The sequence below is a fragment of the Streptomyces sp. NPDC056835 genome (assembly GCF_042789485.1).
Taxonomy (GTDB): Bacteria; Actinomycetota; Actinomycetes; order Streptomycetales; family Streptomycetaceae; genus Streptomyces.
The window spans coordinates 11,494-25,694 of record NZ_JBHUBB010000048.1 but is presented as its reverse complement, the minus strand read 5'-3'; the positions used below and the strand labels follow the sequence as shown (position 1 = coordinate 25,694).

8 protein-coding genes are annotated in these 14,201 nt (G+C 72.6%); 6 read left to right on the top strand and 2 right to left on the bottom strand.

What is annotated here, in order from left to right; all coding sequences use genetic code 11:
* Window positions 1-1,299 carry an MFS transporter gene (locus ACFRMN_RS35515; protein WP_383027884.1) on the bottom strand — a complete coding sequence of 433 codons (1,299 nt, stop codon included), beginning with the start codon at window positions 1,297-1,299 and terminating at the stop codon, window positions 1-3.
* Window positions 1,300-1,442: 143 nt separating this feature from the next.
* Between ACFRMN_RS35515 and ACFRMN_RS35510 the strand changes: the two genes are divergently transcribed.
* The 4 genes from ACFRMN_RS35510 (at window position 1,443) to ACFRMN_RS35495 (ending at window position 9,960) form a co-directional block, all read left to right on the top strand.
* A complete protein-coding gene (locus ACFRMN_RS35510; RefSeq protein ID WP_383027882.1) occupies window positions 1,443-2,153 on the top strand; it encodes a GntR family transcriptional regulator in 711 nt (236 codons plus the stop codon).
* Between the two features lie 61 nt (window positions 2,154-2,214).
* The gene (locus ACFRMN_RS35505) at window positions 2,215-3,756 is read left to right on the top strand and encodes a hypothetical protein (protein WP_383027879.1); all 1,542 of its coding nucleotides are present in this window, start codon (window positions 2,215-2,217) and stop codon (window positions 3,754-3,756) included.
* 557 nt (window positions 3,757-4,313) lie between these two features.
* A complete protein-coding gene (locus tag ACFRMN_RS35500) occupies window positions 4,314-5,228 on the top strand; it encodes a hypothetical protein (RefSeq protein WP_383027877.1) in 915 nt (304 codons plus the stop codon).
* Between the two features lie 31 nt (window positions 5,229-5,259).
* Window positions 5,260-9,960: a hypothetical protein gene (locus ACFRMN_RS35495; RefSeq protein ID WP_383027875.1), complete on the top strand. Its 4,701-nt coding sequence runs from the start codon at window positions 5,260-5,262 to the stop codon at window positions 9,958-9,960.
* On the opposite strand, the gene ACFRMN_RS35490 is transcribed toward ACFRMN_RS35495, so the two are convergent.
* Window positions 9,929-10,489, bottom strand: a complete 561-nt coding sequence (locus tag ACFRMN_RS35490; RefSeq protein ID WP_383027872.1) for a hypothetical protein — start codon at window positions 10,487-10,489, stop codon at window positions 9,929-9,931. The genes ACFRMN_RS35495 and ACFRMN_RS35490 overlap by 32 nt on opposite strands.
* 416 nt (window positions 10,490-10,905) lie before the next feature.
* Here ACFRMN_RS35490 and ACFRMN_RS35485 point away from each other — a divergent pair, with 416 nt between their 5' ends.
* Both ACFRMN_RS35485 and ACFRMN_RS35480 read left to right on the top strand, forming a co-directional pair.
* Complete coding sequence (locus ACFRMN_RS35485) at window positions 10,906-13,758, top strand: nitrate- and nitrite sensing domain-containing protein (RefSeq protein ID WP_383027870.1); 2,853 nt, start codon at window positions 10,906-10,908, stop codon at window positions 13,756-13,758.
* The gene (locus tag ACFRMN_RS35480; RefSeq protein ID WP_249950954.1) at window positions 13,755-14,198 is read left to right on the top strand and encodes a roadblock/LC7 domain-containing protein; all 444 of its coding nucleotides are present in this window, start codon (window positions 13,755-13,757) and stop codon (window positions 14,196-14,198) included. Before ACFRMN_RS35485 ends, ACFRMN_RS35480 begins: the two co-directional genes overlap by 4 nt.
* The last annotated feature ends 3 nt before the right edge of the window (window positions 14,199-14,201 follow it).

Genomic DNA, 14,201 nt, shown 5'->3' with positions numbered 1-14,201 from the left:
TCACCTTCCGATCGGCTCGGGTGTGAGCAGTTCGCGGCCGCGGGTTTCGGGCAGCCCGATCAACGCGACTACCGCGAGACCGTAACCGACCGCTCCGAAGACCAGGGCGCCCCCCACCCCCCAGCTGGTCGCCAGGAAGCCGACAAGGGTGGGGAAGAGCGCGCCCACGGCCCGCCCGGTGTTGTACGTGAAGCCCTGGCCCGTACCGCGCACCGCCGTCGGATACAACTCGCTGAGGAACGAGCCGAAGCCGCTGAAGATGGCCGACATGCAGAAGCCGAGCGGGAATCCGAGGACGAGCAGCAGACCGTCCGCCCCCGCCGGGATATTGATGTAGGCCAGGATGGCGGCGGCGGACAGGACGGCGAAGATCGCGATGTTCTTCTTCCTGCCCAGCCGGTCGGTGAGATAGCCACCGGTCAGATAGCCGATGAAGGCCCCGCTGATCAGGAACGTCAGATAGCCGCCGGTGCCGACCACCGTGAGGCCGCGCTCCGTCTTGAGATAGGTCGGTACCCAGGTGGCGAGCGTGTAGTAACCGCCCTGCACTCCGGTGGACATCAGCGTCGCGAAGAACGTCGTACGCAGCAGATCCGCGCGGAAGATCGCGGCGAACGAACCCTTCTCCACGCTCTCGCGGCGCTGCGCGGCGGCCTCGGGCGCGTCGTGGACGTTGCGTCGTACGTAGACGATCAGCAGGGCGGGCAGCGCGCCCGTCCAGAACATCACGCGCCACGCGGTGTCCGCGTCGAGGAACTGGAAGACCAGCGTGTAGACGATGACAGCGAGCGCCCAGCCGGCCGCCCAGGCGCTCTGGACGGCACCGAGCGTACGGCCGCGGTGCTTGCCGGAGGCGTACTCCGCGACGAGGATCGCGCCGACCGCCCACTCGCCGCCGAAGCCCAGCCCCTGGAGGGCGCGGAAGACCAGCAGCGTCTCGTAGTTGGGCGCGAATCCGCAGAGCACGGTGAAGACCGCGTAGGTGATGACGGTGATCATCAGGGCCTTGACCCGGCCGATGCGGTCGGCGAGCACTCCGGCGATCGCCCCGCCGACGGCCGAGACGACGAGGGTGACGGTGGTGAGCAGCCCCGTCTGGCCGCTGTCGAGGCTGAAGTACGCGGCGATCGCCACCATGGACAGCGGCAGCGTGAAGAAGTCGTACGAGTCCAGGCCGTAGCCGCCGAACGCGCCGGCGAAGGCCCGGCGCCCCTGCGGCCCCAGGGCCCGCAGCCAGGCGAGCGCGCCGGTGTCCTCGGGAAGTCCGTCCTTGCTCAGGCGTGCTTGGGTCGTGCTCATCTGCACCTCGCAGGAAGGGGAGTGTGCTGGGACGTGAGCTGAGAAGACCGTAGGGGATTGTTGAACGATCCGACAAGACTCTTGTTGTTTCGTTCTTGCTTCTACGATGAGTCCGTACGCGAACGGAGACGGAAGAGGGCGCTGTGGCGACGAGCGGGACCGAACTCGGCGAGCTGGCGGACGACCGCCCCCTGCTGGGCCGTACCAGCACGGCGGAACGGGTCGCGGACATCCTGCGCACCCGTATCGCGGAGGGCTACTTCCAGCCCGGCGAACGGCTCTCCGAGGAGTCCATCGGCAAGGCGCTGGTCGTCTCCCGCAACACGCTGCGCGAGGCGTTCCGGCTGCTCACGCACGAGCGGCTGCTCGTCCACGAACTCAACCGCGGGGTCTTCGTGCGGGTGCTCGCGGTCGAGGACGTCGAGGACATCTACCGCACGCGCCGGCTGATCGAATGCGCCGTCGTACGCGGCCTCGGCGAACCCCCGTTCACGCTCGACGGCCTGGAGAAGGCGGTCTCCAACGGCCGGCGGGCGGCCCGCGAGGGGCACTGGAAGGGCGTGTCGACGGCGAACATCCACTTCCACCGCGAACTGGTCGCGCTGGCGGGCAGCGTACGCACCGACGAACTGATGAGCGCCGTACTGGCCGAACTACGGCTCGCCTTCCATGTGGTGGACGACCCGCGCCTGCTGCACGAGCCGTACCTCGTACGGAACCGGCAGCTCCTGGAGTCCCTGGGATCCGGGGACAGGGAAGGCACGGAACGGATGCTCGCCACGTATCTGGACGACTCGCGCGAGCAGCTTGTGGAGGTGTACGCGAGGCTCGTCGCCGAGGACGGGACGGAGTGAGGCGGGGGCCGCTTCCGCACCGTTTCGCCCGTTGTCAGTGCGAGGACATAATCTGTGCAGCGTGACTTCGCCTGCCCCGACGGACTTCGTTCCGCCCCAGCTCAGCGCGGGGCCGCGGCCCGCACAGGGCCCGGCCGCCGACGAAGGGCTCGCGCGGCGGCTGCGCGCGCTCGCCTGCACCGCGCCGCTGCACGACCTGGACACCCGCAAGGCCAATCTCGCGGGTGAGTACTCCGTCTACGCGATGGCCGAGGTCGCGCTCTCGGCCATCGATCTGGTCACGCTGAACATGGACTTCGACACCGGCGCCGACCACGAGCAGATCGTGTCCAGACTCCTGCCACGCGTCGCCGCGCAGGCGCCCCGCCGCCCGGTCGCGGAGCATGAGCGCGTCGCCCGCTGGGTGCTGGAGAATCTCATCAACGTCGGCAGCGTGGACCGCGGATTCCGCGCGGTCTACGGCACGTTCGGCACCGACGGCGTCTACACCCGCAGGGACTACGACTTCAAGCTCATCGAAGAGGTCCCCGGGCACGGCGGCGTCTTCCTGCGGACCACCGACGAAGCGGTCAACGTCCTGGTCGGCGCGCTCGACACGGATGTCACGAGCGCGCAGATCGCCGCCGAGGTCAAGCTCGAAGTGCTGATCAGCCGCGGCAGACTCGCCGACGCCCAACTCGCCGCCGAACAGGCCAGATACCGCACCGTGCAGTACGCGGAGACGCTTCGCAGGACGCTGGAGGCGACCCGCCGCAACGTACGGGCGGTCGACTGGCTCAACGCCGTACCGGACCTGATCGACGAAGCCCTCGACCATGTCGCCGACCGGTACCGCCACGAGAACGCGATCCTGACCAACATCCGCAAGGCACGCGACGAGGCCGAGACCGGCGCGGACCCGAAGACCGCCGAGCACAAGCGGCGCGCCGCCGAGCTGGTCGACATCGTCAAGGACTGCATCCGCCGGCACACCCAGCTCCAGTCCCGGCTGCTGGAGGCCGGCCCGCTCTTCCGCGCGGAACAGGACCGGCAGGCCTTCGCCCGGCCCACCGCCCACACGGGCCTCGACCTGTACGGACAGCTGCTCGCCCCGCTGCTGCCGCTCCCCGTCGAGCGGGCGACCCGCGTGACGGACGCGTTCTTCGCCCGCGGCACCGGCCTGCGCACGCCCGTCTCCGTCCGCGTCGGTGACCTCATCGACCTGCTGCTGACGCCACCCGTCGAGCGGGAACACCTGGGCGCGGAGATGCCGGAACCGGACCTGATCGCGACCCCGGACGACAGCCGCTTCAGCGAAGAGCAGCTGGCGAGCGCGAAGGAACTGCTCGACCTGGAGTACGACGCCCCGCGCCGGCTCTCGGGCCTGCTGGCGGAGGCGCGCCGCCGCGATCCCGAACTGCCGTATCTGGTAGCCCTGCTGGCCATCCACGCGGCGAGCCCGCCGGTGGGGACGGCGTACCGGCAGGGGGAGGAGAGCGTGCTGTTCGCGGTGGACGACGGCACGCGGCTCGACGACGTGGAGTTCGGCGGGGCGGACTTGATCGTGGGCACGGCCCGCTTGAGCGCGGTGCGACTTGGCGCGGGGCGCGCCGGGGACGAGTGAGTTGTGGCTGGGGCCGGTTTTCGTGTGCGGGTTCGAGGTGGTGCCGGGGGCCGGGGCCTGCGGAGGTGCGTGTCCGGACTGCGCTGCGATCGATTTGCGACTCCGTCGCGTGGTCACCGCGCTTCGCGCGTGCTGCGACGCTTTACGTCCGGACACGCACCTCCTCCGACCCCGCCCCCCTCCCGCCGCAGACCACGCGGCCGTGCGCGAGGCGGACGGAACCGTACTGGCCCACTCACCCCGCCGAGGCGGCGACTGACCGGAACCCACCGGGCGGCACTCGCCCCAAACCTCCCACCAGGTCGCCGGGTTGTGGGGAACCACCGGGGGGAGGGGGTCGGGGTCGTAGGAGGTGCGTGTCCGGACACTAAAGCGTGATTTGTGGCGCACGGACGCCCGCGTCCCGACTGTGGCCCGTCACGCGCCGTAAATCATGCCGTCCGGACATGTACCTCCGGAGGCCCCGGCCCCCGGCCCACGACAACGCAACCGCAACCCGGCGACCGCACCCCGCACCCCGCACCGCACCCGCACCCGCACCCGCACAAGGAGACCCCGTGAGCGACCACCACGCCGAGCCCCCCGCCGCGTGGACCGAGACCGGCGACGCCGACGCGACCGAGACCGCGACGGCACCCGCGCCCCCCACCGGCGTCACCCCCGCCGACGCCGCCGACGCCGCCCGCCTCGTCTCCTTCGGGCTCCAGCCCAAGCTGCTCCCCGCCCGCGACGCCGAGTACGCCGAACTCCTCCGCCGCTACCGCGAAGACCCCGCCTTCGCTCGCGTCGCCGACGCCATCGCCACCGGCTTCGGCCTCGTCGTCCTGGAGGTCTCCCCCCGCGCGGGCATGGCCGTCACCGCCGGCGAGGACTCGGTCTTCGCCGTCCGGATGGGCGACTACGCCCGCCGCGCCGCCACCGACTCCGCCGACCGCTTCCTGCACGGCCTTGCCCATCTCGCCGTCGCGGCCATGGCGTTCCCCCGCCCCGCCGACCTCGCCGACGACGGATACATCGGCCGGATCACGGTCAACGGCGTCGACGCGTTCGTACGGCAGGCCTGCCACCGGCTGGAGGAGCGCGCCGAGGAGCAGGGCGAGAACACCGACCCGTCGACCGGCGAGCCCGGCCTGGAAGCGGCGTGGCGGATCTACGCGCGGCGCAGTGCCACGGGCGCGACCAAGGACGCTCGCAGGCTGGCCGGTTCCACCACCGGCATCGTCGGCAAGGCCGTCGCGTTCCTCACCGACTCCGGTTTTCTCCAGCGCACGGGCGACGACGCCGGCGGCGCCTACCGCACCACCGCCCGCTACCAGCTCCAGGTCCGCGACATGGCGGGCCACGCGGCCATGGCCGAGCTGCTTGAGCTGGGCGTCGTCCCCGTCACCGACGGCTCCGCCACCCTGCTGCCACCTCCCGAGGGCGACGATCTGGAGCTGGCCGCCGACGCCGGCCTGCCGTTCCACGCCTGAACCCGCCCCCACCACGACGAGAGTCCCCGCCATGTACGAGCTGTCCCGGGTCCGCCTCTACTCCATCGGTCCTGCCGGTGCGCGCTACGCCGACACCGTGCTCGATCTGCGCGGCGTGGGGGCGCCCGTGCCCCACCCCGCCCCTGCCCAGGCGGAGTTCTTCGAGGAGGAGCCGGTCGGACCGCCGCGCCGCCCCGCCCCCGCGGGTGTGCTCTTCCTGGAGAACGGCGGCGGCAAGTCCGTGCTGCTCAAGCTGATTTTCTCGGTGATGCTGCCGGGACACCGCAATACGCTCGGCGGCGCCAGCTCCGGTGTGCTGAGGAAGTTCCTTCTGGCGGACGACTGCGGCCATGTCGCGCTGGAATGGCAGCACACGCTCACCGGTGAACTCGTGGTGGTCGGCAAGGCCAGTGAGTGGCGCGGCCGTCAGGTGTCCAACGATCCGCGGAAGTTCGCCGAGGGCTGGTACTCCTTCCGGCCGGGCCCCGGGCTCAGCCTCGACTCGCTGCCCGTCGCGGAGTCCACCGCTGTCCGGCCGCCCGTGGAGGGTGCCTCGGGAGCCCGGGGGAGGCGGCGCACGATGAAGGGTTTCCGGGACGCCTTCACCGAGGCGGGCAAGGTCTATCCGCATCTCGACGTCCACTGGGAGGAGATCCACGACCGCTGGAACGAGCACCTCGGCGAGCTGGGGCTCGACCCCGAACTCTTCCGCTACCAGCGCGAGATGAACGCCGACGAGGGTGAGGCGGCGGGCCTCTTCGCGGTAAAGAAGGACTCCGACTTCACCGATCTTCTGCTGCGGGCCGTCACCGACACCCGGGACACCGACGGATTCGCGGATCTCGTCGGGGGTTTCGGGAACAAGCTCGGCCGCCGTGCGGAACTCACCGCGGAGCGCGACTTCACGGCCGGTTCGGTCGATCTGCTCGGCCGGATCGTCGAGGCGGCCGGCACCCGCGCCCGCGCCCGTGACATCCACGCGGGCGCCGAGCGCCGGGCCCGCACGCTCGTACGGCGGCTCACGGCCCGTGCCGCCGAGGAGCGGGAGCGGGCCGCCGACCTCGCTCAGCAGGTGACCGCCGCCGCCCATACGGTGACCGCCGCCGAGCAGGAGCGCGGCCGCGGTGCGCTGATCGCGGCCGAACTGGCCTACCGGCACGCCTCGCTGGCCCTCACGGTGGCCGAGAAGCGCGCCGCCGCGCAGCGCCGCGAGCTGACGGACGCCCGTACGCTGCACTCCGCCTGGCAGGCCGCCGAGGCCGTGCTGCGCCACCGCGCCGCCGCCGACCGTTCCGCGCGCGTGGCCGTCGCCATCAGGGAGGCCGAGCGTGACGCCGCGCCCGCGTTGGCCGCGCGGGCCACCGCGGCGGCCGATCTCGTACGCGCGCTGCACGCCGCCGCCGAGGACGGCGAGCGGCTGGCGAACGAGGAGGAGGAGCGTTCCGCCGCGCTCCAGGAGACGGGCGAGGCCGCCCACCGCGACGCGACCTCGGCGGCCACCGAGGCACAGCGTGCCCGTAGCGAGGCCGGGCATCTGCGCCAGCGGCTCACGGAGGTAGGACAGGAGACGGCCGAGGCGGTACGCGCGGGCTGGCTCGACGACACGGCGCCCGACGCGGATCCGGCCCGCGCCGCGCTGGCCGCGAGCGACGCGGAGAAGTCCGCGGTCGCCGGCTGGGACACCGCGCGCGAGGCCGCGCGCACGGCCGCCGACCGGGCCAGGGAGGCGGCCTCCGCGGAGTCCCGCGCCGAACTGGCCGCCGCCCGCGCGGCCGACGCCGCACAGGCCGCGGAGCACGCGTACGACGCGGAGCGCCGCGCGGCGGAGTCGATCGCCCAGGACGAGCGGCTGGCCGGACTGCTCAGCCTGCCGGGGACCACGGCCGCCGCCCCGGCCGTGGTCCCCGCGCCGCGCGACGGCACCGTTGATCAGGAGGCGGATACCCCGGCCAGGCATCCCTCCCGTCGCTCCGCCGAGGCGCCGCTGAGCCCCGAGGATCTCGACCGGTACGCGGACGAGCTGCGTGAACTGCTCGACCAGGGCATCACCTCCGCCGAGCGGCAGCTCTTCGAGCTGCGCACCGCCGCCGCCGATGACTCCCGAATCCTCGGCGCGCTCGGTGACGGCGGGCTGCTGCCGCCGGGGCCCGATGTCCTCGCCACCGTCGAGTACCTCGGCGAGCACGGCATCCCCGCCCTCCCCGGCTGGCGCTATCTGGCCCAGGCCGTCGACCCGGGCGACCACGCCGCGGTGCTGGCCGCGAGGCCGGAGCTGGTCGACGGCGTCGTGATCACCGACCCCGCCTCGCACGCCCGCGCCCGCGACGCCCTGGCGGGCGCCGCCCTGCTGCCGCGCTCGGCGGTCGCCGTGGGCACCGCCGCCGCGCTGCTGGCACCCGTACCGGGCCCCGGCTCCGAAGGCCGGGCGGACAGCGGGGTGTTCCTCGTACCGCCGAACCCGGCCATGCACGACGAACACGCCGCCGACGAGGAACGCCAGGCGCTGCGCAGCCGGGCGGCGGCCCGCGACGAGGAGATCCGGGTGCTCGCGGCCCGGCTCACCGGCGACCGCTCGCTCGCCGCCAGGCTCGGCTCCTGGCGTGCCGACTGCCCGCCCGGCATGCTCCTGGAGCTGGCGGCCGCCGCCGGGGCCGCCAGGGAAACGGCCGAGACGGCCGCCGCGACCCTCGCCGAGGCCCGTACGGCACGCGCCGAGGCGGACGAGGCCGCCGCGGACACCGCGCGGGTACGCGACGAACGGCAGGAGGCCGCCCAGCGCGCCCGCCGCGCCGCCGACGCGCTGGCCGGTCTCGCGTTCCGGCTCCGGGAGCGGTCGGGATGGCAGGCGAAGCTGCGCGAACTGGCCGACGACGCCGCCGAGTCCGAGGCCCGCGCGACCGTGTGCCTGGAGCGGGCGCGCGCCGCCGACGAGGACCGCAGGGCCGCCCAGCGCGCCGCCGACGACGCCCGCCGCACCGCCCGCGCCCTGCGCGCCGAACGCGCCGAGATCGCCGGCGCCCCGGAGAACGTCCCCGCGCCGGACGCGGACGCCCCGCGCACCGCGCTGCCCGCCCTGCGCGAGGCCTACCGCGCCGCCTCCCAGCTCTACGAGAAGGTGGGCGTCGGCGCCGATCTGCGGGCCGAGCAGGCGCGCGCGGAGAGCGACGAGAGCGCCGCGCTCGCCGAGCTGGACCGGCTCACCAATAAGGTCCGTACCCGCGCCGCCCAGCTCCTCGAATCCACCGACGGCGCCGACGGCCCGTCCCGGCAGGCCGCCGCCGCCCGCGCCGAATCGCTCGTCCAGATGCTGGAGTCGCGCGCGTCCACCGCGAGCGAGCAGCTGGGCCGGTTCCGCGGCGAGGCGGAGCGGCTGGCCCCCGAGGACGGCGACGCGCACACCGAACTGCCCGCGGAGCTGGTCCCGGCCGACGCCGAGCGGGCGCAGACCCTGTTGCGTGGCGCCACCACCGAACTCGCCGTACGGACCGACGCGCTGGAGACCGCGCGCGCCGCGCACGGCGAGCTGCTGTACGCGCACCGCGCCGCCGAGGACGGGGCGGGCGGTTTCGACGAGACGGCCGCCCTCCTGCGCGATCCGCTGCGCGGAGCTGCGGCCGACGATCACGACCCGAGGCGCGGCGACGAGGAGGCCCAGGCACCCGAGCCGTACCCCGGCACGCCGGAGGAGGCGCGGCACTCCACGGCCGAGGCCCGCCGTTCACTGCGGGCCTGCGCGGCCGACCTCTCCGCGGCGGAAGCCGGCGTACGGGAAGCCTGCGACGTGCTCGTACGGCACGCCAACGCCACCCGCTACGAACAGGTCCGCACCCCCGCCCGGCAGCAGATCCGCGAACTGCCCGCGTCCGCGCTGCCCGAGCACGCCGCCGCGTGGGCCCAGGCGTTCGCGCCCCGGCTGCGCGTACTGACGGACGAGCTGGCGCAGTTGGAGCGCAACCGCGACTCCATCGTGGACCGGCTGCGCGGGCTGGTGGAATCCGCGCTGACGACGCTCCGTTCGGCGCAGCGGCTCTCCCGGCTGCCCGAAGGGCTGGGGGAGTGGTCCGGCCAGGAGTTCCTGCGAATCCGGTTCGACGAGCCGGACCGTACGACGCTCACCGAGCGGCTGGGCGAGGTCGTCGACGAGGCGACCCGCGCGGCCCTGAAGAAGAACGCCGATCTGCGCAGGGACGGGATGTCCCTGCTGCTGCGCGGAGTTCAGGCGGCGCTCCAGCCCAGAGGCGTCGCCGTCGAGATCCTCAAGCCCGACGCCGTGCTGCGCGCCGAGCGGGTGCCGGTCGGGCAGATGGGCGATGTCTTCTCCGGCGGCCAGCTGCTCACCGCCGCGATCGCCCTCTACTGCACGATGGCGGCCCTGCGCAGCAACGACCGGGGCCGTGACAAGCACCGTCACGCGGGCACGCTCTTCCTCGACAATCCGATCGGGCGCGCCAACGCCACTTATCTGCTGGAGCTCCAGCGCGCGGTCTCCGACGCGCTGGGGGTGCAGCTCCTCTACACCACGGGCCTCTTCGACACGACCGCGCTCGCCGAATTCCCGCTGGTCATCCGGTTGCGCAATGACGCGGATCTGCGCGCGGGGCTGAAATACATCAGTGTGGAGGAGCATCTGCGCCCCGGCCTGCCGGAGCAGGACCCGGACAGCGAGACCGTGCACGGCGAGATCACCGCGACACGGATGTTCAAACGGACGCCGGAGCCCGTCGCGGAGTAGCGGCACCGGCCACCGGGGCGCCGGGCTTGGCGGGGCCGGGCTTCGTGGGGCCGGCCTCCGCCGCGCCCGTCTCCGGAGCACCGGCGCCCCCCTCGCGCCGGGCCCCGCGTCCTATCCGGGCTCCTCCGCGGTCCGCACTCCGCGCGGCGGCACGCGCCGCGCGCCTGGCCCTGCGCCGCTCCCGGCGCAACTGGCGCGCGGTGCTGCTCGGTACGGACACCACGCCGCCCCGCTGGTGCCACATCTGGCGCGTCACCCATACGTCCAGCACACCCCAGGTCGCCACCACCGTGGAGGCCACACTGCTCAACACCATCGGAAACGCCAGCCAGGAACCGGCGAGCGTACTGAGAAACGCGATGGTGGCCTGAATCAGTGTGACCGCGGCGATGATCACCGCGCGTACAGCGGCCGTTCTGACCGCGTCCGGCATGCGATACCGCTTCGCGGGCTCCTCGACCCAGAGCCCGCGGGACACCTCCGCGAACCCCTCCGCCGACGCCGCACCACGCCGCTCATCCGTCCCCATGGACCGTCACTCCCCACCCGAGTCCGTCTCAAGGGTGACTGCCCGGCTCGCTCCGCTTCACGCCGGCCATGGAACCGAATGTGATGCGCGAAACCGCCCGCAGTGCTCCCAACCAACCCCTGATCCCCGCACACAAGGACGAATGGGAGCGCCGAAAGATTCCCGGAACGATCGGCGAACATTCAGTTTCAGCCATCTGTTCCGGCCGGATATCTACCGTCCCGTCTGCTCTTCGCCGGGCACGTCAAGGAAGCCAACTCGCCGAATACCAGGACAACTCATGATCAAGGCGCCAAGGAGCGGCCGAAAAACATCCGGATGTGTCTTCGAGTTGCTGGTGCGACAGTAGTAGGCTCGCGCCGTTTGTTGACGGAGAATCTCCCGCAACCGGGCGGGAGGTCGAGCTGGGGGAGGCCATGCGCTTTCGCGGGAAATCCATCCGCCGGAAGATCGTGGCGCTGCTGCTCGTGCCGCTCGTCGCGCTGACCGTCCTCTGGGGACTGGCCACCACGCTCGCGGGCAGCCAGGCCAAGCAACTCATCGATGTCAGACATGTCATCAAAACCGTCGGTAACCCTGTTGAGGAGATGGCCGGTGTCCTCCAGAGCGAACGACGGCAGACACTCATCTTTCTGGCCGACCCCACGGCCGCGGACTCACTGACCGAACTCCGCGCCCGGCGTGGCGACACCGACCGGGCCCTGATCACGGTCAGAAAAGCCGAATCAGCGGCGCTCGACCGCATGGACGACATCTCGGCCGAGCGGTTCACCCGGCTCGTCGATTCCCTCGAAGGCCTCGGCCTGATGCGCCGCTCCGTGGACGAGAGCACGGTCACCCGTGAGAAGGCGCTCGCCTTCTACAACGGACTCGTCGACCCCAGCCACAACTTCCTGGCCTCCCTGTACGGATACGAGGATGTCGACGGCGACAACTGGGGCCGGGCGCTGATCGGATTCGACCGCGCGCGGGAGATGCTTTCCCGCGAGGACGCGCTCGTCGCCTCCGCGCTGATCGCGCGCAGAATGACCCCCGAAGACGTCCGCGCCACCTCCGACCTGGTCGCCAGCCGCACGCTGCTCTACGAGACCAACCTCGCCGACCTGCCGCTCTCGGACCGCGCGACGCTCGAACAGTACTGGCGCACCCCCGCCACGCTCGCGCTGCGCGAGGCGGAGAACCGTCTCGTCGCGGCGGGCGCCACCGAGCGTACGAAGACGGTCGACGCCGAAGGCTGGCAGCGGATGACGGCCTCGGTCCTGGAGGACCTGACCCGTGAGAGCGACGCGGCCACCGAGCTGTACCGGGAACACATCGACCCCGTACGCAACGACATCTTCGTACGGGTCGGCTTCGCCGCCGCGCTCGGACTCGTCGCCCTCCTCGTCTCCATCATCGTGTCCGTACGCGTCGGCCGCGATCTGATCCGCGACCTGTCCCGCCTCCGCAAGGAGGCCCACGAGGTCTCCGGCGTACGCCTGCCCAGCGTCATGCGCCGGCTCGCCGCGGGCGAACCGGTCGACGTGGAGACCGAGGCGCCACGGCTCGACTACGAGAAGGACGAGGTCGGCCAGGTCGGCCAGGCACTCAACACGCTCCAGCGCGCCGCCGTCGAAGCGGCCGTGAAACAGGCCGACCTCCGGCGCGGCGTCTCCGAGGTGTTCGTCAACCTCGCCCGCCGCAACCAGGTCCTGCTCCACCGTCAGCTCACACTCCTGGACACCATGGAGCGCCGTACGGAGGACACCGAGGAACTGGCCGACCTCTTCCGGCTCGACCACCTCACCACCCGTATGCGGCGGCACGCCGAGGGTCTGGTGATCCTCTCCGGAGCCGCCCCGTCCCGGCAGTGGCGCAAGCCGGTCCAGCTCATGGACGTGGTGCGCGCGGCGGTCGCCGAGGTGGAGGACTACGAGCGCATCGAGGTCCGCAGGCTGCCGCGCATCGGCGTCGGCGGCCCCGCGGTCGCCGACCTCACCCACCTCATCGCCGAACTCCTGGAGAACGCCACGGTGTTCTCGCCTCCGCACACCGCGGTGCAGGTGCACGGCGAGCGGGTCGCCAACGGATTCACCCTGGAGATCCACGACCGCGGTCTCGGGATGGCCCCCGAAGTGCTGCTCGACGCGAATCTGCGGCTCGCGGAGACCCCCGAGTTCGAGCTGTCCGACACCGACCGCCTCGGGCTGTTCGTGGTCAGCCGGCTCGCCCAGCGGCAGAACGTCCGGGTCTCGCTCCAGCCCTCCCCGTACGGCGGGACCACCGCGATCGTGTTCCTGCCGGTCGCGCTGCTCACCGACGCGCCCGAGACCGAGGGCACCGGCTTCCGGCTCGACCGCAAGACCACCCCGGAGCGTGGCCGCCATCGCGCCGACGGCGGTGGCGGCGGTCGGCGCACGGCGCTCGCACAGGTCCCCGCGGGACTGGGCAGCGACCCGTCCGTGCTCGACGGTCCGGTCGAACTCGAACCTCCGGTACGCGCTCTCGAAAGGGAGAGCGGGCCGCTGCTCGGCGGAGGTGACGGCATCAGCGATATCGAGGACACGGAGAGCGAGCGCGGCGGACTGTTCCGCGCGCGGGAACATCTCCGCGACTCCAGCCTTGAGGTCCCGTACGCCGGAGACGACGCACGCGACGCGTACGGCCGGGGCACCGGCGACGCCCGTGACGGTCTGCTGGGCCGTGATGACGCGCGCGGCCCGCGGGACGACACCAGAGACTTCCGCGACCGGCGCGACGGCCGCCCCGTCCAGCCGCCGCGCGGCCGGCACGGACAGCCTCAGCGCCCGGCGGACGCCACCGCGGGCCAGTCCGAGCGCCCGGTCGGACTGCCCCGCCGCAAGCCCCCGACCCTGGTCGTGGACCGCGGTCGGCGCGTGGACGAGCCGGGCCGCGCCATGCCCGCGGCGGCGCCGGATCCGGCGGCCGGGGGAGCGGGCCGCACCTGGTCCGGCGTACCGGCACAGCCCTCGCGTTCCTCGGCACCGGGCGGGCCGGTGTCCGACGGGCCCCCGCCCACGATCGACGGGCTGCCCCGCCGGATCCGGCAGGCCAGTCTGGCCCCTCAGTTGAAGGACACCACTCAGGACCGTGGCACCGACCTCTCGCCCGCCACGGGCCAGGACGCCGAGCGGGACGCGGACGAAGTACGCAGCCGCATGGCTTCGCTCCAGCGGGGCTGGCAGCGTGGCCGTCGGCAGAACGATGCCGAGGACTCCACCGGCCCCGGCGAGATACAAGGAACCACATCGGAGGGGGACGGTCGATGACCGCACCGAACGCCGCAGCACGTCACTCCATAGACCCCAACGCCGCCGGAGAGCTCAACTGGCTCCTCGACGAACTCGTGGACCGGGTCGCCAGCATCCGTAAAGCGGTGGTGCTCTCCGGTGACGGACTCGCCACCGGAACGTCCAAGGACCTCACGCGCGAGGACGGCGAGCACCTCGCGGCCGTCGCCTCCGGGTTCCACAGCCTCGCCAAGGGCGTGGGACGGCACTTCGAGGCGGGCAAGGTCCGGCAGACCGTCGTGGAGCTGGACGACGCGTTCCTCTTCGTCACCGCGGCGGGCGACGGCAGCTGTCTGGCCGTGCTGTCCGACGCGGACTCCGACGTCGGACAGGTCGCCTACGAGATGACGCTCATGGTCAAGCGGGTCGGCGTCCACCTGGGCACGGCCCCACGGACCGGCCTGCCCGCCGGAGGGTGAGCG

Bases quoted from the DNA above. Each gene is read 5' to 3' on its own strand.
- ACFRMN_RS35515 (WP_383027884.1), bottom strand. From the start codon at position 1,299: ATGAGCACGACCCAAGCACGCCTGAGCAAGGACGGACTTCCCGAGGAC.
- ACFRMN_RS35495 (WP_383027875.1), top strand. From the start codon at position 5,260: ATGTACGAGCTGTCCCGGGTCCGCCTCTACTCCATCGGTCCTGCCGGT.
- ACFRMN_RS35490 (WP_383027872.1), bottom strand. From the start codon at position 10,489: ATGGGGACGGATGAGCGGCGTGGTGCGGCGTCGGCGGAGGGGTTCGCG.
- ACFRMN_RS35485 (WP_383027870.1), top strand. From the start codon at position 10,906: ATGCGCTTTCGCGGGAAATCCATCCGCCGGAAGATCGTGGCGCTGCTG.
- ACFRMN_RS35480 (WP_249950954.1), top strand. From the start codon at position 13,755: ATGACCGCACCGAACGCCGCAGCACGTCACTCCATAGACCCCAACGCC.